Origin of the sequence: Curtobacterium sp. MCBD17_030, from assembly GCF_003224255.1 — a bacterium.
Lineage (GTDB): Bacteria > Actinomycetota > Actinomycetes > Actinomycetales > Microbacteriaceae > Curtobacterium.
Window position 1 is genome coordinate 64,446 of sequence record NZ_QKLI01000006.1, and the last position, 15,905, is coordinate 80,350.

A 15,905-nucleotide genomic window follows, 5' to 3' on the forward strand; every position below is an offset into this window, starting at 1 on the left:
TCCACTTGCTTTCGCAACCCTTCGCGCGAGGGTAGAGTGCAGCGGTGATCACGAAACGTGCGACGACGCTCGCGGACGGCCGCGACCTCTTCTACTTCGACGACGCCGACTCGACGCTGCCCGCGGAACGCAGCATCGACGAGCGTGTCCTGGACCCTCGGCCGGCGACGGCCCGGATGCGGCAGGACGTCCTGACCGGTGAGTGGGTGTCGATCGCGAGCGCTCGGCAGAACCGTGTGTTCCTGCCGCCCGCCGACCAGGACCCGCTCGCACCGCAGACCGCTGCGAACCCGTCCGAGATCCCGAGCCGGTACGACGTCGCCGTGTTCGAGAACCGCTCGCCGTCGTTCGGGCCGGACCTGGTCGGCGACGATGCACCGTCGTCGCTCGAGTCGCTGTCGGACGTCGGACTGAACCGGCAGCTCCGGTCGGTCGGGCGCTGCGAGGTGGTCTGCTTCTCCCCGGAGACCAGCGGCTCGTTCGCGTCCATCTCCGAGTCGCGTGCCCGCACCGTGGTCGAGGCGTGGGCCGACCGGACCGCCGCACTGTCAGCGATGCCCGGCATCCAGCAGGTGTTCCCGTTCGAGAACCGCGGCGAGGCGATCGGCGTCACCCTGCACCACCCGCACGGACAGATCTACGCCTACCCGTACGTCACCCCGCGCACGCAGCGACTGCTGTCGTCGATCGAGCGCTTCGGGCCGGACCTGTTCGAGCAGCACCTGGCCAACGAGCGCGGTTCCGAGCGGGTCGTCCTCGCCGGTGAGCGCTTCACCGCCTTCGTGCCGTTCGCCGCACGCTGGCCCATCGAGATCCACATGTTGCCGCACCGTCACGTGCCGGACTTCGCGGGCCTCACCGACGCCGAGAAGGACGAGCTCGCACACATGCACCTGCGCCTGACCCGCGGTCTCGACGCCCTCTACGGTGACCCGACCCCGTACATCGCCGCGTGGCACCAGGCGCCGGTGCACACCGGACGCGACACCGTCCGGCTGATGCTGCAGATCACGTCGCCGCGTCGATCGGCGGACAAGTTGAAGTTCCTGGCCGGCAGCGAAGCCGCGATGGGCGCCTGGATCGGGGACCTGGTCCCCGAGAAGGCGGCCGAGTTCATCCGAGGAGGGATCGAACGAGCATGACGTTCCAACAGGTGTTCGGGTACGAGCCGACGGTGCGGTACTCCGCCCCCGGCCGCGTGAACCTGATCGGCGAGCACACCGACTACAACGACGGGTACGTGCTGCCCTTCGCGATCGACCGGCGGACCACGGCTGACATCGCTCCCCGCGAGGACCGGGTCATCCGCGTCGCGTCGTCGTTCGACGAGTCCGGCGGTGCCGTGACGCTGTCCCTCGACGACCTCGACCCGTCCCGCATGGACGGCTGGTCGGCGTACGTCTTCGGCATCGCCTGGGCGCTCCGGGAGCAGGCCGGCGCCTCGCTCGACAGTCGGACCGGGTTCGACGTCTTCATCGACTCGGATGTGCCGGTCGGTGCGGGTCTGTCGTCGAGTGCGGCGATCGAGTGCGGCGTGGCCCTCGCGTTCAACGACCTGTGGGAGCTCGGCCTCGACCGCAAGACCCTGGCCCGCGTCGGCCAGTACTCCGAGAACCACGCGGTCGGCGCTCCGACGGGGATCATGGACCAGTCCGCGTCGCTCCTCGGCGAGCAGGACGCCGTCGTGTTCCTCGACTGCCGCACGCTCGACACCGCCGTGGTGGACCTGGCGCTCGAGGCGAACGGTCTCGAGGTCCTCGTCATCGACACCCGCGTCGAGCACGCTCACGCCACCGGCGGCTACAAGGCCCGTCGCGACTCGTGCGAGAAGGGCGCGCAGGTGCTCGGTGTCCCGGCCCTGCGCGACGTCGCGGTCGAGGACCTGCCGCGCGCGCAGGAGCTCCTCGACGACGAGACCTTCCGCCGGGTGCGCCACATCGTGACGGAGGACCAGCGCGTCCTCGACACCGTCCGCACCCTGCGTGAGCAGGGACCCCGGGCGATCGGTTCGCTGCTGGTCGCATCGCACGCGTCGATGCGCGACGACTTCGAGATCTCGGTGCCGGAACTCGACCTCGCGGTCGAGACCGCCGTGGCGAACGGCGCGGTCGGCGCACGCATGACCGGCGGCGGCTTCGGTGGTGCGGCCATCGCGCTCGTCGACCGGGAGGCTCGTGAACGCATCGCCGCGGCCGTCACCGCCGCCTTCGCCTCGGCCGGGTACCGCGAGCCGAACGTGTTCACGGTGCACGCGGCGCAGGGCGCGCGACGCGACGCGTAGCCCACGCGGCTGCCCGCGGCCAGGAGGCGCGTGCCGGGGCGGCACCGCGCCTCCCGGCCGCGCCGTCCCCGACGCGGAAGCGACAGATGTGCGCGCGTCTCCCGCGCACATCTGTCGCTTTCGCGTACCGGACCGCCGCCGTGCCGGGCCGGCGCGGCTAGCGCAGGCGGCGCTCCGCCGCCTCGACCACGTTCTTCATGAGCATCGCGCGCGTCATCGGGCCGACGCCACCGGGGACCGGCGACATGAACCCGGCGACCGCCGCGACGGCCGGGTCCACGTCACCGCGTAAGCGCGCCTTGCCGGTCTCCTCGTTGACGACCCGGGTGATGCCGACGTCGATCACGGCCGCACCGGGCCGCACCCAGTCCGGCTTGACGAGTCCGGCGACCCCGGCGGCCGCGATCACGATGTCCGCCCGACGGCATTCGGCCGCGACGTCCGCCGTCAGGGAGTGGGTGAGGGTGGCGGTGGCCTCGAGACGGGTCAGGAGCAACCCGAGCGGCCGACCGACAGTGAGCCCTTGACCGATGATCGTCACGTGCTTCCCGCGGATCGGGATGTCGTACGCACGGAGCATCTCGACGATGCCGCGCGGGGTGCACGGCAGGGGCGCGTCGATCGAGCCCGCACCTCCCGGGACGGCGAGCACGAGCTCCCCGAGGTTCGTCGGGTGCAGGCCGTCGGCGTCCTTCGAGGGGTCCATCAGCTCGAGCATCGGCGTCGGGTCGATCCCCGACGGCAGCGGGAGCTGCACGATGAAGGCGGTGACCCGGGGGTCGTCGTTCATCTGCAGGATCGCGGCACGGATGTCAGCAGCCGAGGCGGTCGTGGGCAGGTCCAGGCGGATCGACTCGATGCCGATCTGCGCGGAGTCCCGGTGCTTGCCGGCGACGTACGACAGCGAGCCGGGGTTCTCGCCGACGAGGATCGTGCCGAGGCCAGGGTGGATGCCCCGCTCGTGCAGACGGTCGACGCGGACACGGAGTTCCTCGAGCGTGCGGGCAGCGAGGGCGGTGCCGTCGATGCGCACGGCCGAGTCCTCCCCCGCCCACCGAGCAGTGGGCAGGGGAGCCACGGCGCTGCTCACGCGTAGAGCGGGAACGCGTCGGTCAGGGTCTTCACCCGGGCCGAGAGTGCTGCCACGTCGGGGTCCGGCATCAGCGTCAGCGCGATGATGTCCGCGACCTCGGTGAACTCGGCATCGCCGAACCCGCGGGTGGCGAGTGCCGACGTGCCGATGCGGACACCCGAGGTGACCATCGGCGGACGCGGGTCGAACGGCACGGAGTTGCGGTTCACGGTGATGCCGACCTCGTGCAGGCGGTCCTCTGCCTGCTTGCCGTCGACCTCGGACGAGCGCAGGTCGACGAGCACCAGGTGCACGTCGGTGCCACCGGTGAGGACGTCGATGCCGGCGGCCTTCGCGTCCGGCTGGGTCAGGCGCGCCGCGAGGGCCTGGGCGCCGCGGATGGTGCGCTCCTGGCGGTCCTTGAACTCGGGAGTGCCGGCGAGCAGGAACGCGGTGGCCTTCGCCGCGATGACGTGCATCAGCGGGCCACCCTGCTGCCCCGGGAACACGGCGGAGTTGAGCTTCTTGAACAGCGTCTCGTCGTTGGACAGGATGATGCCCGAGCGGGGTCCGGCGAGGGTCTTGTGCACGGTCGACGACACGACGTGGGCGTGCGGGACGGGCGAGGGGTGCAGCCCCGCGGCGACGAGACCGGCGAAGTGCGCCATGTCGACCCAGAGCTTCGCGCCGACCTCGTCCGCGATCTCGCGGAACTTCGCGAAGTCGAGCTGACGGGGGTAGGCGGACCAGCCGGCGATGAGGACCTTCGGCTGGTGCTCGATGGCCTTCGCGCGGATGTCGTCGTAGTCGACCTCGAAGGTCTCCGGGTCGACGCCGTACGAGACGGCGTTGTAGATCCGGCCGGAGAAGTTCAACTTCATGCCGTGCGTCAGGTGTCCGCCGTGCGCGAGCTCGAGGCCGAGGATGGTGTCACCGGCCGACGCGATCGCGTGCAGGACCGCGGCGTTGGCCGTGGCGCCGGAGTGCGGCTGGACGTTGGCGTACGCGGCACCGAAGAGCGCCTTCGCGCGGTCGATGGCGAGCTGCTCGGCGACGTCGACGTACTCGCAGCCGCCGTAGTAGCGCTTGCCCGGGTAGCCCTCGGCGTACTTGTTCGTGAGGACGGAGCCCTGGGACTCGAGGATCGCGCGGGGCACGAAGTTCTCGGACGCGATCATCTCGAGGAAGTCGCGCTGACGGCCGAGCTCCTGCTGCAGGACGGCGGCGATCTCCGGGTCGACCTCGGAGAGGGGGGCGTTGAAGGACGACTGGGTCGCGGCGGGCGACAGGTCGGTGATGGACACGGGACTCCTCGTTGTCTGGCGCGCCGGAGCGCGACACCGCCGAGCAGACGCGCGACGGGGTGGACGATTGGTTGCGGCCCAGGCGTACGGCCGCGCACCGTGTCAGGTGTCGCTCCCCGATGGTGACCCATCCAACGCCAGTCGCGACCACCCGATCGTACCGAGGCCACCGGTTCGTGTCACCCTTGACTCCATGACCATGCTGAGTCCGGACGTCGACGAGCGGACCTCGGTGCGCGCCGACGTCCCGTGGACGACGGTGGTGTGGGACGACCCGGTCAACCTGATGTCGTACGTCACCTACGTCTTCGAGTCCTACTTCGGCTTCCCCCGAGCGAAGGCCGAGCGCCTGATGCACCAGGTCGACTCCGACGGTCGGGCGATCGTCGCGACCGGGCACCGCGAGGAGATGGAGCGCCACGTGGAGGCCATGCACGGCTACGGCCTGCAGGCGACCGTCGATCGGGCACCCGCCGCGTGATCCCCTTCGTCCGCCGCGCCGACGGCGTGCACCTCGGCCTGGCCTCCGGCGAGCGCGCCGTCCTCACCTCGCTGGTCGAGCAGCTGCGCCAGGTCCTCGACGAGGACCTGGCGACGGACCCGGTGGCGGTCCGGATGTTCCCGGACGCGTACCCGGAGGACGACGAGGCCAGCGCCGAGTTCCGCCGCTACACGCAGGAGGACCTGCGCACCGCCAAGTCCGCGAACGCCGCCGTTGTCCACGAGTGGCTGACGGGTGCTCGCGACGGCGCGTTGACCCGGGCCGACGAGCAGGCGTGGCTCCGATCCCTCACCGACCTGCGCCTGACGATCGCGGACCGCCTGGGCATCGTGGACCGCGCGACGGCCGACAACGGGCTGGACGGGGACGACGGCAGCGTCGGACTGCGGGACGTCTACGACTGGCTCGGGTACGTGCAGGAGCACCTGGTCGTCACCATCTCGTCCCGCTGACGGCCGGGAAGCCCGCCCGCCTCCGCCCCGCGGCGCACGTCCGTCGCCTCCCGCACCAGCACCAGCCTCTCTGCACAACGACCCGCCGGAGCCGCACCGGGCCTCCCGTCCGGACGCGCGGAGGCGTGCACGGCCCCGGTACCCTGATCCGGTGACCGACCCGAGCTCCGCGAACCCCACGCACTGGACCCTCACGCTGGTCTGCGACGACCGGCCGGGCATCGTGCACGCCGTCTCCGGAGCCGTGGTCGCGGCCGAGGGCAACATCACCGAGTCGCAGCAGTTCTCGAGCGCGGACACGAACACGTTCTTCATGCGCCTGCAGGTGATGGCCCCCGTCGACCGCCAGACCTTCCAGGAGGCCCTGGCACCCGTCGTCGAGCGGTACCGCATGCGCGTCCAGCTCGACGTCGTCGGCCGGCCGATGCGCACGCTGGTCCTGGTGTCGAAGGCCGGACACTGCCTCAACGACCTGCTCTACCGGCAGCGCGGCGGGCAGCTGCCGATCGACGTGCCGCTCGTGCTGGCGAACCACCCGGACCTGGCCGGACTGGCGTCGTTCTACTCGGTGCCGTTCGAGCACCGTCCCGTCACCGACGCCGACTCGAAGGCCGCGATGGAGCGCCGCATCCTCGAAGCGGTCGAGGAGCACGACATCGAGCTCGTCGTCCTCGCCCGCTACATGCAGATCCTCTCCCCCGAGCTGTGCGCGGCCCTCGCCGGTCGTGCCGTGAACATCCACCACTCGTTCCTGCCCGGCTTCAAGGGCGCGAACCCGTACCGGCAGGCGCACGCCCGCGGTGTGAAGCTCATCGGTGCCACCGCGCACTTCGTCACGAGCGACCTGGACGAGGGCCCGATCATCGAGCAGAACGTCGTCCGGGTCGACCACACGAAGGAACCGGCCGAACTCGTCTCGATCGGGCAGGACGAGGAGTCCCGCACCCTGACCCAGGCCGTGCGCTGGATCGCCGAGGACCGCGTGCTCCTCGACGGCGCCCGCACGATCATCTTCAAGTAGGCCCGGCGATGCACGACGCACCCCGCAGCCCGATCGACCCCGGCGACGACCACGCACCGGCGACGCCTGCCGCAGCAGGGCGACGGTTCGATGTCTGGAGCGCCCTCCGCTTCCTGGTCTGCGCCTTCGGTCTGCTGTCTCTGGCGTACTGGGGGTACCTGACCTGGCCGTACCCGTTCCCCGCGCTGTTCTTCATCGTCGGCGCCCCGCTGTTCGCCGCCCTGGTGTGGTTCTTCTTCCGCTCACCGAACTCGCCGGTCGAGACCGACGTCGTCGGCAAGACCATCGTCGAGGTCGCCCTCGTCGTCGCGGCCGGCGCGACCTGGATCTCGCTGGGCCACCCGGCCGTCGGACTCGTGTTCGTCGTCGTGGCCGCCGTGAGCGGGATCGTCGCGGCCCGGCGGGAGACCGCGTGAGCACCGCCGGACGGGAGGCCCACCGCACGCTGGTCCGCGCCGCCCGCCTGGTCGACGTGGCCGGCTCCGCGCCGGACGGATGGGTGCTCCTCGGAGGGGACACGATCCTCCAGGCCGGGACGGGAGTCGCACCGGACGCCGACGAGGTCGAGGACCTCGGTGACGCGACCCTGGTGCCCGGTCTCCTCGACCTGCACGGACACGGCGGCGCGACCCAGGCGTACGAGGACGACGACTTCAGCGCAGCCCTCGCAGCGCACCGCACACACGGCACCACCCGCTCGGTGGTGAGTCTGGTCGCGAACCCGGTGCCGGAACTCGCCCGGTCGCTCGACCGGATCCGCACGGTGACGGCGACCGATCCCCTCGTGCTCGGAGCGCATCTCGAGGGGCCGTTCCTCTCCCCGCACAACAAGGGGGCACACAACGAGGACCACCTCGTCGCGCCGACCCCGGCGGACGTCGACACCCTGCTCGAGGCCGGCGAGGGCGTCCTCCGGCAGATCACGATCGCGCCCGAGCTGCCCGGCGCGCTCGACGCCGTCCGTCGGTTCGTCGCCGCCGGGGTCACCGTCGCCGTCGGGCACACGGTCGGGACGTACGAGCAGGCGCGCGCCGCGTTCGACGCCGGTGCGACCGTCCTGACGCACGCGTTCAACGCGATGCCGGGGCTGCACCACCGCCGTCCGGGGCCGATCGGTGCCGCGGTGGACGACGACCGGGTGACCCTCGAACTCATCCTCGACGGTGTGCACGTGCACCCGGCCGCAGCACGCACGCTGTTCCGCGCTGCGCCCGGTCGGGTCGCGCTCATCACCGACGCGATGGGTGCCGCGGGGGCTGCCGACGGCCCCTACCGACTCGGCTCGCTCGACGTCACCGTCACGGACGGCGTCGCGCACGTCACCGGGACGGACACGATCGCCGGCTCGACCCTGACGCAGGACGTCGCGCTCCGGAACGCCGTGCGGCTCGCGGGTCGGTCACTGCCGGAGGCCGTCGCCGCGCTGACGAGCATCCCGGCGGAGGCCCTCGGGCTCGGCGACCGGTTCGGGCGTCTCGCGCCCGGGTTCGCTGCGGACCTCGTCGCGCTGTCGCCGTCGCTCGAGGTCGAGCGCGTGTGGGGTGGCGGGCGGGAGCTGCGCTGACGACGGACGCGGCCTGTCAGCCTTCGGGTGCCGGTCGCCCGGCGTCGAGGTGGCGGTGCAGGGCCGCCGTGAGCACCCGCATGTCCTCGAGTTGCTCGGCGGTGAACGCGTCGATGAAGACGTCGCGGACGACACGGAGGTGCGCGGCGGAGGAACTGCGGAACACCCCCGCCCCGGTCGGGCTGAGCGTGATGGCCGCACCGCGAGCGTCGCCACCGACCGCGCCCCGGAGCACGAGCTGCCGTGCCTCCATGCGCCGGAGGTGGTGCGAGAGCCGACTCCGTTCCCAGCCCACGACCACGGCGAGGTCCGACGACCGCAGGGTCCGGTCCGGAGCTTCGCTCAGCGCCAGCATCACCGAGTAGTCGCCGGGCGAGATCCCGGAGGTCTCCTGGAACGCAGCCCCCAGGGTGCGCTTGACGCGCTCGGAGGTCTCGACGTAGTCCCGCCAGACCGCCAGCTCGGACGCACGCATCGACCGCTTACCGGCACGTTGCTCCTGCGGTTCACCCATGTGTGTCCTCCTGTTGACAACGCGACGGTACCGCACATTATTGACGCGTCAACCATGTGGTTGATGTGTCAATCACGTGAGGGACCATGCCCGACATCATCTTCGGCCTCGACACGTTCGGCGACGTCCCCTCTGACGACACCGGCGTGCAGGTCAGTCACGCCCGGTCGATCCGGCAACTCGTCGACGAAGCCGTCCTGGCCGACGAGCTCGGCGTCGACGTCTTCACCGTGGGCGAGCACCACCGCCCGGAGTACTCGGTCTCGTCGCCGGAGACGGTGCTCGCGGGGCTGGCCACGGCGACCGAGCGCATCCGCCTCAGCTCCGGCGTCACGGTCCTCAGCTCGGATGACCCCGTACGGGTGTTCCAGCGGTTCGCGACCGTCGACGCCCTGTCGAACGGGCGGGCCGAGGTGATCCTCGGGCGCGGCTCCTTCACCGAGTCGTTCCCGCTCTTCGGCTACGACATGGCCGACTACGACGTGCTGTTCGAGGAGAAGATCGAGCTGTTCGCCCGACTGCTGCGGGAGACGCCCGTCACCTGGTCCGGGACGACCCGAGCGCCGCTCGTCGACGCCGACGTGTTCCCGAAGACCGAGCACGGCCTGACGACCTGGGTCGGCGTGGGCGGATCCCCGGAGTCGGTCGTGCGGACCGCACGGTACGGCTTCCCGCTCATGCTCGCGATCATCGGCGGCCAGCCCGAGCGCTTCGCACCGTTCCTCGACCTCTACCGTCGTGCGACCGAGCAGTTCGGGACGCCGCGGCACCCGGTCGGGATGCACTCCCCCGGATTCGTCGCGGACACCGACGACGAGGCCCGGGAAGCGTGGTTCCCGCACTACAAGGTGGTGCGGGACCGCATCGGCGCGCTCCGTGGCTGGCCGCCGGTGACCCGGGCCGAGTTCGACCGCGAGGTCGAGTCCGGGTCGATGTACGTCGGGTCCGCCGAGACCGTTGCACAGCGGATCGCACGCAGCGTGCACACGATGGGCGTCGGGCGTTTCGACATGATCTACACCTCGGGTGCCCAGTCCATGCGGTCGCGCCTGCGGTCCGTCGAGCTGTACGGCAGCACGGTCGTCCCGCGCGTCCGCGAGCTGCTCGCCGGCATGCCCTCGTCGCCCGCGCTGGACGCCTGAGTCGACTGTCCGCCCGTCCGCCCGGACGTCAGTGCCCGGCGGCCAGGTGCGCGGGTGCAGCTGCCAGCGAGGCGTCGAGCCGGGCCAGGAGACCCCTGAGCTGGTCCTGCTCGGCCTGGTCCAGTCCCGCGGTCGTCGCCGCCTCGAGGGTCGCCCACACGGCCATGACCGGCGCTTCGAGCGCCCGGCCGGCATCGGTCAGGGACACCAGGAGCACGCGACGGTCGGACCCGGAGCGTTCACGGGTGACCAGCCCGAGGTTCTCGAGCCGGGCCAGTGCCTTCGCACTGGTCGGCGGCTCCACCATCAGCTGCCGCGTCAGGTCAGCCTGCGACTGCGGTGACTCCTGCCACAGGAGCATCAGCACGAACTCCTGGCCGGCGGCGAGACCCAGGTCCTGCAGCAACGAGCCGGCGAGCTTCCGATGTGACTTCGCCACGGCCGGGATCAACGAGCTGATCGGCACGACGGCCGGTGCCGGGATCGGCTGTGAGTCTTCCGCGTGGTCCATGACACACCTTCCGGGAATGTTCTTAGCCGGCTAATGATTGAGACCGAGACCGACCACGAAGGAGTCAACCATGAGCACCCAGACCACATCGACCACGCCGACCATCGCCGTCTTCGCCGCCACGGGCAGTCAGGGCGGTGCCGTCACCGATGCCCTGCTCGCGGCGGGCGCCCGGGTCCGCGCACTCCTGCGGGACACGACCTCGGAGAAGGCGACGGCCCTCGCCGGACGCGGGGTCGAACTCGCGCAGATCGACGTCCACGACCCGTCGTCCCTGGTGACCGCACTGCAGGGCGTGGACGCGTTCTGGTTCATGACGACGCCCCCGGGAGGCATGCAGCAGCCCGACACGGAGGGCGAGACCGCGCAGGGCATCGCACTGGCCGACGCTGCCGCCACCGCGCAGGTGCCGCACGTCGTCTTCAGCTCCGTGGGCGGCGCGGAGCGCGACTCCCACGTCCCGCACTTCGAGTCCAAGTACCGCGTCGAGCAGCACCTCGCCACGCTGGGGCTCCACGTGACCGTGGTCCGGCCGGTGTTCTTCACGGACAACTTCCACGCGTTCGCACCGACCCGGGAGGACGGCACCCTCGTGCTCCGGCTGCCGTTCCCCGACGGGATCCCGCTGCAGATGATCGCGACCCGCGACGTCGGCGCGATCGCGGCCACCGCGCTGCTCGACCCGACAGCAGTCCCCGCCGAGATCGAGATCGCCGGGGACGCCCTGACCGGGAGCGAGATCGCCGCGGCCTTCGCCGAGCAGACCGGCACGCCGACCCGGTACGAGGCCCTGCCCCTGGCGGTCCTGGACGGACAGGACGACATGCAGGCGATGTTCCGGTGGTTCGCCGAGACGCCCGCGTACCAGGCCGACCTCGAGCAGGTCCGCCGGATCGCCCCGACCACGTGGACGCTCGCCCAGTGGCTCGAGACCGCCGGCCCCACCCGGGCCTCCTGACCCCGCTCCACCACCCCGTCATCCGCTCGGGGCGACGCCCGTCACCTACGGCGTGGGACTCGTCGACCGCGTCCGGGCGGCCGCACCGGAGGGTGTGGACGGTGCGCTCGACCTGTCCGGAGCCGGAGTCATCGCCGACCTCGTCGCGTTGGTCGGCGACCCGCAGGAGGTGATCTCGATCTCGGACTTCACCGCCCCGGCGCTCGGCGCCCGCGTCTCGACCGACGCCGGGCGGACGACCGATCCCCGCGACGGGTTCGCGGAAGCCGCGGCACTCGCCGGGTTCACACTGCAGATCGAGCGCCGGTACGCACTGGACGAGGCTGCTGCCGCGCACCGGGCAGCGGAGGGCGGTCACACGGTCGGGAAGCTCGTGGTCGTCCCGTAGCTCGACGGGGCTCCGGACCCGCCGGTCCGCGAGGGCGACGCGGACCGACCAGTCGTCACCGGGGGCTCCGTGCTAGCGGCCCTGGCCCCGAGTCCCGCGGCGCCGCGCGAGGACACCCTGCACTGCCCACACGACGAGTCCGACCGCGCCGACGACCGTCCCACCCAGCATCAGCGCGCCCGCACCGATGTTCGCGTCGCCCGCCGGACTGGTCGCGTTGCTGAACCCGCCGACCACGACCATCACGAGCCCGCAGGCCAGCAGGATCATGCCGACGAGGGCGATGGGACGACGACGCTGCATGCCACGAACACTAGTGGCGGGCGCAGGAACGTCGCGCCTCGACTGCCGGAGGCGCCTACCGGTCCTGCGGCCGGTCGCGCGGAGCGGTCGCCCACTTCGTGTCCGGAGTGCTCCCGACCCGGAGCGACAGCGTGCCACCCCGGTTCACGAAGGACGCCGGCACCCACGACTTCGTCAGGGTCCGACCGTCGAGCCGTGCGCCCTGCACGTACTGTTCGGTGCCCGAGGACCGGATGACGATCCGCTGGCCGCTCGACCGCCGGATGTCGACCGTGCTGAACGTCGGGCTGCCGATGAGCATTTCGGCACGGCCCGGCGTCTGCGGGAAGAGTCCGATCGAGGCGAAGACGTACCAGGCGCTCATCGTGCCGAGGTCGTCGTTCCCCGGCAGCCCGCCGGGCCCGGTGCCGTAGGCGTCGTCGATGACCCGGCGCACGGTCTCCTGCGTCTTCCACGGCTGTCCGAGCGCGTTGTACATCCATGGCGTGTGGATGTCGGGCTCGTTCGTCGGGTCGAACTTCGTGGCGTCGCCGCCGGTCACCGCGAAGTTCCCCGCTGCGTCGTGGAAGAACGCGTCGAGTCGGGCCACCGCGGCGGCGTCGCCACCCAGCGCGGCGGAGAGCCCGCTGACGTCCTGCGGCACGAGCCAGGTGTACTGCGCGCTGGTCCCCTGTGCGAAGCCGGTCCCGGTGGACGGTGACCACCCGGGCGCCCACGACCCGTCGGCCTGGCGCGCTGCCTGGTACCCGACGGCCGCGTTGAACGTGTTCTTCCAGTACGTCCCGCGTTCCGCGAACATCCGGGCGTCGGAGCGCAGCCCCATGGATCCCGCCCAGGAGCCGAGCGCACTGTCGGAGATCGAGTCCTCGAGCGTCTCGGCGGCCCCGCCCCAGCACGAGCAGTCGTCGTTGGCGGCGTACTGCCGCTGCAGGTACTCGTCGAGCGCGGGTCGTTGTGTCAGGCACTGCCCCGGGCAGCCGATCTCGCTCTCGGCGTCCGCGTTCTCCACGGTCGCCTGCCGCTTCAGCGACTGGTACGCGGCTTGTACGTCGAAGTTCCGGACGCCCATCGCGTACCAGGTGGCGAGCGTCGCGGCCGAGGGGTCGCCCGTCATCACGTGGGTCGGAGCGCCGAGGTGCAGCCACCGGTCCCAGACGCCGCCGTTCTGCTGGGCGAACCGCAGCATGGACTGGGCCATGTCCCCGGCGACGTCCGGTCGGAGCAGGGCGAGCAGCTGGATCTGCGCCCGGTACTGGTCCCACCCGGAGTACGTGCCGTAGACGGCCGCGTGCCCGTGGTCGATGCGGTGCACCCGCATGTCCGGCCCGAGGTAACGGCCGTCCCGGTCGTTCAGCGTGTTCGGCTGCATGAGCGCGTGGTACACCGACGTGTACAGCTGCGTGGTCCGGTCAGCGGTGCCGCCGCCGACCCGGATGCGGGACAGTTCGCGGTTCCAGGAGGCCCGTGTCCCCGCCGCGACACTGGCGACCGTCGCGTGCCGCCGCACCTCGGCGTCGCGGTTCGCGACCGCGCCGGCGGCGCTGACGTACGAGATGCCGATCTTCGCGTGCACGGTGGCACCGCGACGCGCGTCGAACCCGACCCATGCGCCGGAGCCACGTCCGGCACGGTCGGCCCCGGTCAGGTAGCCCTCCCCGCCGGAGGCGCGCGTGCCTCCCGGCTGGACGGTGCCGTCCTTCCAGGTGCCGGTGCTCGTGAAGTCGCGGTCGAAGGTGGCGGTGAAGTAGAGGCGGTAGTAGCTGCGGCGGTCCGGGTTGGTGGCGCCGCCGCCGTTGCCGCGACGGCTGCAGAAGCCACCGGTCAGGACGCTGCCGCTCACCGTGCGGGTCCGGGCGTCGACGCGGGTGTCGGCGGCTTCGCTGCCGTTGATCGAGTTCGAGGTGCGGAACAGCAGGTTCGCGTCCTCGCCGGCGGGGAAGGCGAACTCGCCGATGCCGGCACGCGTGGTGACCGCGAGGTCGGTGCGGACGCCGTTGTCGAGCTGGACGCCGTAGCGGCCGGGGCTCGCCGACTCCTGGTCGTGGGAGTACCCCGCGGCGTAGACGGCGTCGGTGGTGTCGGCCGACGGCGAGGCCGTGACCGCCGTCGTGATCGGCATGATCGGCACGTCACCCGCGGCTCCCGGCGCACAGCCGGCGCCGTTGAGGTGCGTCAGGCTGAACCCGCGCAGGCGGTTGACGTCGTAGGAGTAGCCGTTCGCGACCGGGGTCGAGGTCTGGTCGCCCCTGGTGCCGGTCGGGCTCCACTGCAGCATCCCGAACGGCGCGGTCGCGCCCGGCCAGGTGTTGCCGTCGTGGCTGGTCCCGATGAACGGGTCGACCGATGCGGCGGGGTCGGTCACCGGCCGGGAGGCCGGGCTCGCCACGGTCGCGGAGGCCGCGGACGCGGGGGCCGCCACCACCCCGGTGCCGAGGAGCGCGGCGATCGTGGCCGCCGCGGCGAGCGGGACCGGACGGAGGAGCGGGCGACGGTGCACGCGGGAACGGGTCACGAGGGCGACGCTAGCCCCCTCGGACGGGGGGCGCACGCGGTGTCACGGAGCGGTCGGGTGCTGTTCACGTGGTCGTCGCCCGGCGCTCCGGCCGGTGTCGCGACCCCGGTCGTCGGCCGGTCACGGTGGTGCGATCGCCCCCTGGTCGACCGCGGCCCGTCCTGCGAGGATGACCCGCATGAGCGTCATGGTCTCCGTGTTCGATGCCCGCCGGACCCGCACGAGCGAGAAGTACACCGCCTACGGGCCGGAGGTCCTGCCGATGTTCGTCGCCGAGATGGACTGCGCCCTCGCCGAGCCGGTCCGGGACGCCCTGGTCCGGGCCGTCACCGACGGGGACACCGGGTACGTCGGGCACGGCCGCGCCCTGCCGGAGGCCTTCGCCGACTTCGCCGCCGACCGGTGGGGGTGGACGGTGGACCCCGACCTCGTCCGGACCACGACGGACGTCTCCGTCGCCGCGGTCGAGACGCTGCGCCGGGTCATCGAGCCCGGCGACCAGGTGGTCGTCATGCCGCCCGTGTACGCACCGTTCTGGGAGTACGTGACCGAGGCCGGCGGCTCCGTCACCGAGGTGCCGCTCCTGGCCCCCGACGGACCGGCCGACCCGTACGACACGACGGCCGGGTGGCGGATGGACCTGGACGGCCTCCGGCGTGCGTTCGCCGAGGGCGCCCGCACGGTGCTGCTCTGCAACCCGCACAACCCCCTCGGCCTGGTGCACGACCGGGAGTCCCTGGCGGCGCTGGCACGGCTCGCCGCGGAGTGGGACGCCGTCGTGGTGTCGGACGAGATCCACGCCCCGCTCGTGCACGCCGACGCGACCTTCACGCCGTTCCTCGCCTCGTGCCCCGAGGCCGCGGCCGTCGGTGTCGCCCTGACGAGCGCGAGCAAGGCGTTCAACCTGGCCGGGACGAAGTGCGCGCTCATGGTCGGGGCGTCGGACCGTGCCCGCGGGTGGTTCGACGCCCTGCCGACGGAGGTCGTCGAGCGCACCGGCATCCTCGGGTACACGGCGAGCGTGGCGGCCTTCACCGAGGGCGGCCCGTGGCTGGCGTCCCTGCTCGCCGAACTCGCGGCCAACCGACGGGTCCTGGCCGAGGAGCTCGGCGGAGCGCTCCCCGGAGCGGGCTACCGGCAGCCGCAGGCGTCGTACCTGGCGTGGCTCGACCTGCGGGCGCTGCCGTGGGGCGACGACCCGGCCCTCCGGCTCGTGGACGAGGCGCGGGTCGCGCTGTCGAACGGGCGGGACTTCGGGCGGCAGGGGGTCGGGCACGCCCGGCTCAACTTCGGCTGCTCCGAGGAGACCCTGCGCGAGGGGTTGGCGCGCCTCGCCGCCCCGGTTGCTCTTCCTGACCGGTGACGGCTCACCACCGCCAAA

At 72.0% G+C, this 15,905-nt stretch carries 17 protein-coding genes and 1 riboswitch; of the genes, 11 read left to right on the top strand and 6 right to left on the bottom strand.

Going from position 1 to position 15,905, the window contains the following annotated elements:
• The first annotated feature begins 44 nt into the window (after positions 1-44).
• A complete protein-coding gene (gene galT / locus DEI89_RS07650; RefSeq protein ID WP_110903461.1) occupies positions 45-1,142 on the top strand; it encodes a galactose-1-phosphate uridylyltransferase in 1,098 nt (365 codons plus the stop codon).
• Positions 1,139-2,281 (top strand): galactokinase, encoded by a 1,143-nt coding sequence (galK, locus tag DEI89_RS07655; protein WP_110903462.1) that lies wholly within the window; start codon positions 1,139-1,141, stop codon positions 2,279-2,281. The genes galT and galK overlap by 4 nt, the downstream gene beginning before the upstream one ends.
• Positions 2,282-2,438: 157 nt before the next feature.
• On the opposite strand, the gene DEI89_RS07660 is transcribed toward galK, so the two are convergent.
• Together DEI89_RS07660 and glyA are read right to left on the bottom strand one after the other, a co-directional pair.
• Positions 2,439-3,350 carry a bifunctional methylenetetrahydrofolate dehydrogenase/methenyltetrahydrofolate cyclohydrolase gene (locus DEI89_RS07660; protein ID WP_110903581.1) on the bottom strand — a complete coding sequence of 304 codons (912 nt, stop codon included), beginning with the start codon at positions 3,348-3,350 and terminating at the stop codon, positions 2,439-2,441.
• 17 nt (positions 3,351-3,367) lie between these two features.
• Entirely contained in the window at positions 3,368-4,657 is a 1,290-nt protein-coding gene (glyA, locus tag DEI89_RS07665; protein ID WP_375537613.1) for a serine hydroxymethyltransferase, read from the bottom strand.
• A 69-nt stretch (positions 4,658-4,726) separates the two neighbouring features.
• A riboswitch (ZMP/ZTP riboswitch) is annotated at positions 4,727-4,812 on the bottom strand.
• Positions 4,813-4,850: 38 nt separating this feature from the next.
• Between glyA and clpS the strand changes: the two genes are divergently transcribed.
• The 5 genes from clpS (at position 4,851) to nagA (ending at position 8,196) form a co-directional block, all read left to right on the top strand.
• Positions 4,851-5,138, top strand: coding sequence for an ATP-dependent Clp protease adapter ClpS (gene clpS / locus DEI89_RS07670; protein WP_110903463.1), 288 nt, complete (start codon positions 4,851-4,853; stop codon positions 5,136-5,138).
• On the top strand, positions 5,135-5,611 hold the full coding sequence (locus DEI89_RS07675; RefSeq protein ID WP_110903464.1) for a DUF2017 family protein: 477 nt from the start codon (positions 5,135-5,137) through the stop codon (positions 5,609-5,611). Before clpS ends, DEI89_RS07675 begins: the two co-directional genes overlap by 4 nt.
• A 151-nt stretch (positions 5,612-5,762) precedes the next feature.
• Positions 5,763-6,632, top strand: a complete 870-nt coding sequence (gene purU / locus DEI89_RS07680) for a formyltetrahydrofolate deformylase (RefSeq protein WP_110903465.1) — start codon at positions 5,763-5,765, stop codon at positions 6,630-6,632.
• 8 nt (positions 6,633-6,640) lie between these two features.
• Entirely contained in the window at positions 6,641-7,048 is a 408-nt protein-coding gene (locus DEI89_RS07685) for a YrdB family protein (protein ID WP_110903466.1), read from the top strand.
• Complete coding sequence (nagA, locus tag DEI89_RS07690) at positions 7,045-8,196, top strand: N-acetylglucosamine-6-phosphate deacetylase (RefSeq protein WP_181421550.1); 1,152 nt, start codon at positions 7,045-7,047, stop codon at positions 8,194-8,196. The genes DEI89_RS07685 and nagA overlap by 4 nt, the downstream gene beginning before the upstream one ends.
• A gap of 16 nt (positions 8,197-8,212) precedes the next feature.
• Here nagA and DEI89_RS07695 read toward each other — a convergent pair whose 3' ends face one another.
• The gene (locus DEI89_RS07695; protein WP_110903467.1) at positions 8,213-8,710 is read right to left on the bottom strand and encodes a MarR family winged helix-turn-helix transcriptional regulator; all 498 of its coding nucleotides are present in this window, start codon (positions 8,708-8,710) and stop codon (positions 8,213-8,215) included.
• Positions 8,711-8,796: 86 nt separating this feature from the next.
• Here DEI89_RS07695 and DEI89_RS07700 point away from each other — a divergent pair, with 86 nt between their 5' ends.
• The gene (locus DEI89_RS07700; protein WP_110903468.1) at positions 8,797-9,852 is read left to right on the top strand and encodes an LLM class flavin-dependent oxidoreductase; all 1,056 of its coding nucleotides are present in this window, start codon (positions 8,797-8,799) and stop codon (positions 9,850-9,852) included.
• Between the two features lie 28 nt (positions 9,853-9,880).
• Here the strand turns inward: DEI89_RS07700 and DEI89_RS07705 are convergent, their stop codons facing one another.
• Complete coding sequence (locus tag DEI89_RS07705; protein ID WP_110903469.1) at positions 9,881-10,363, bottom strand: MarR family winged helix-turn-helix transcriptional regulator; 483 nt, start codon at positions 10,361-10,363, stop codon at positions 9,881-9,883.
• Between the two features lie 70 nt (positions 10,364-10,433).
• Here DEI89_RS07705 and DEI89_RS07710 point away from each other — a divergent pair, with 70 nt between their 5' ends.
• Entirely contained in the window at positions 10,434-11,321 is an 888-nt protein-coding gene (locus tag DEI89_RS07710) for an NmrA/HSCARG family protein (protein ID WP_110903470.1), read from the top strand.
• Between the two features lie 52 nt (positions 11,322-11,373).
• Positions 11,374-11,709: a zinc-binding dehydrogenase gene (locus DEI89_RS07715; RefSeq protein ID WP_110903471.1), complete on the top strand. Its 336-nt coding sequence runs from the start codon at positions 11,374-11,376 to the stop codon at positions 11,707-11,709.
• Between the two features lie 72 nt (positions 11,710-11,781).
• Here the strand turns inward: DEI89_RS07715 and DEI89_RS07720 are convergent, their stop codons facing one another.
• Positions 11,782-12,012: a hypothetical protein gene (locus tag DEI89_RS07720; protein WP_110903472.1), complete on the bottom strand. Its 231-nt coding sequence runs from the start codon at positions 12,010-12,012 to the stop codon at positions 11,782-11,784.
• 55 nt (positions 12,013-12,067) lie between these two features.
• Positions 12,068-14,524 carry a GH92 family glycosyl hydrolase gene (locus DEI89_RS07725; RefSeq protein WP_258368817.1) on the bottom strand — a complete coding sequence of 819 codons (2,457 nt, stop codon included), beginning with the start codon at positions 14,522-14,524 and terminating at the stop codon, positions 12,068-12,070.
• A gap of 178 nt (positions 14,525-14,702) precedes the next feature.
• On the opposite strand from DEI89_RS07725, the gene DEI89_RS07730 reads away from it, so the two are divergent.
• Positions 14,703-15,887, top strand: a complete 1,185-nt coding sequence (locus tag DEI89_RS07730) for a MalY/PatB family protein (RefSeq protein WP_110903473.1) — start codon at positions 14,703-14,705, stop codon at positions 15,885-15,887.
• Positions 15,888-15,905: the final 18 nt, after the last annotated feature.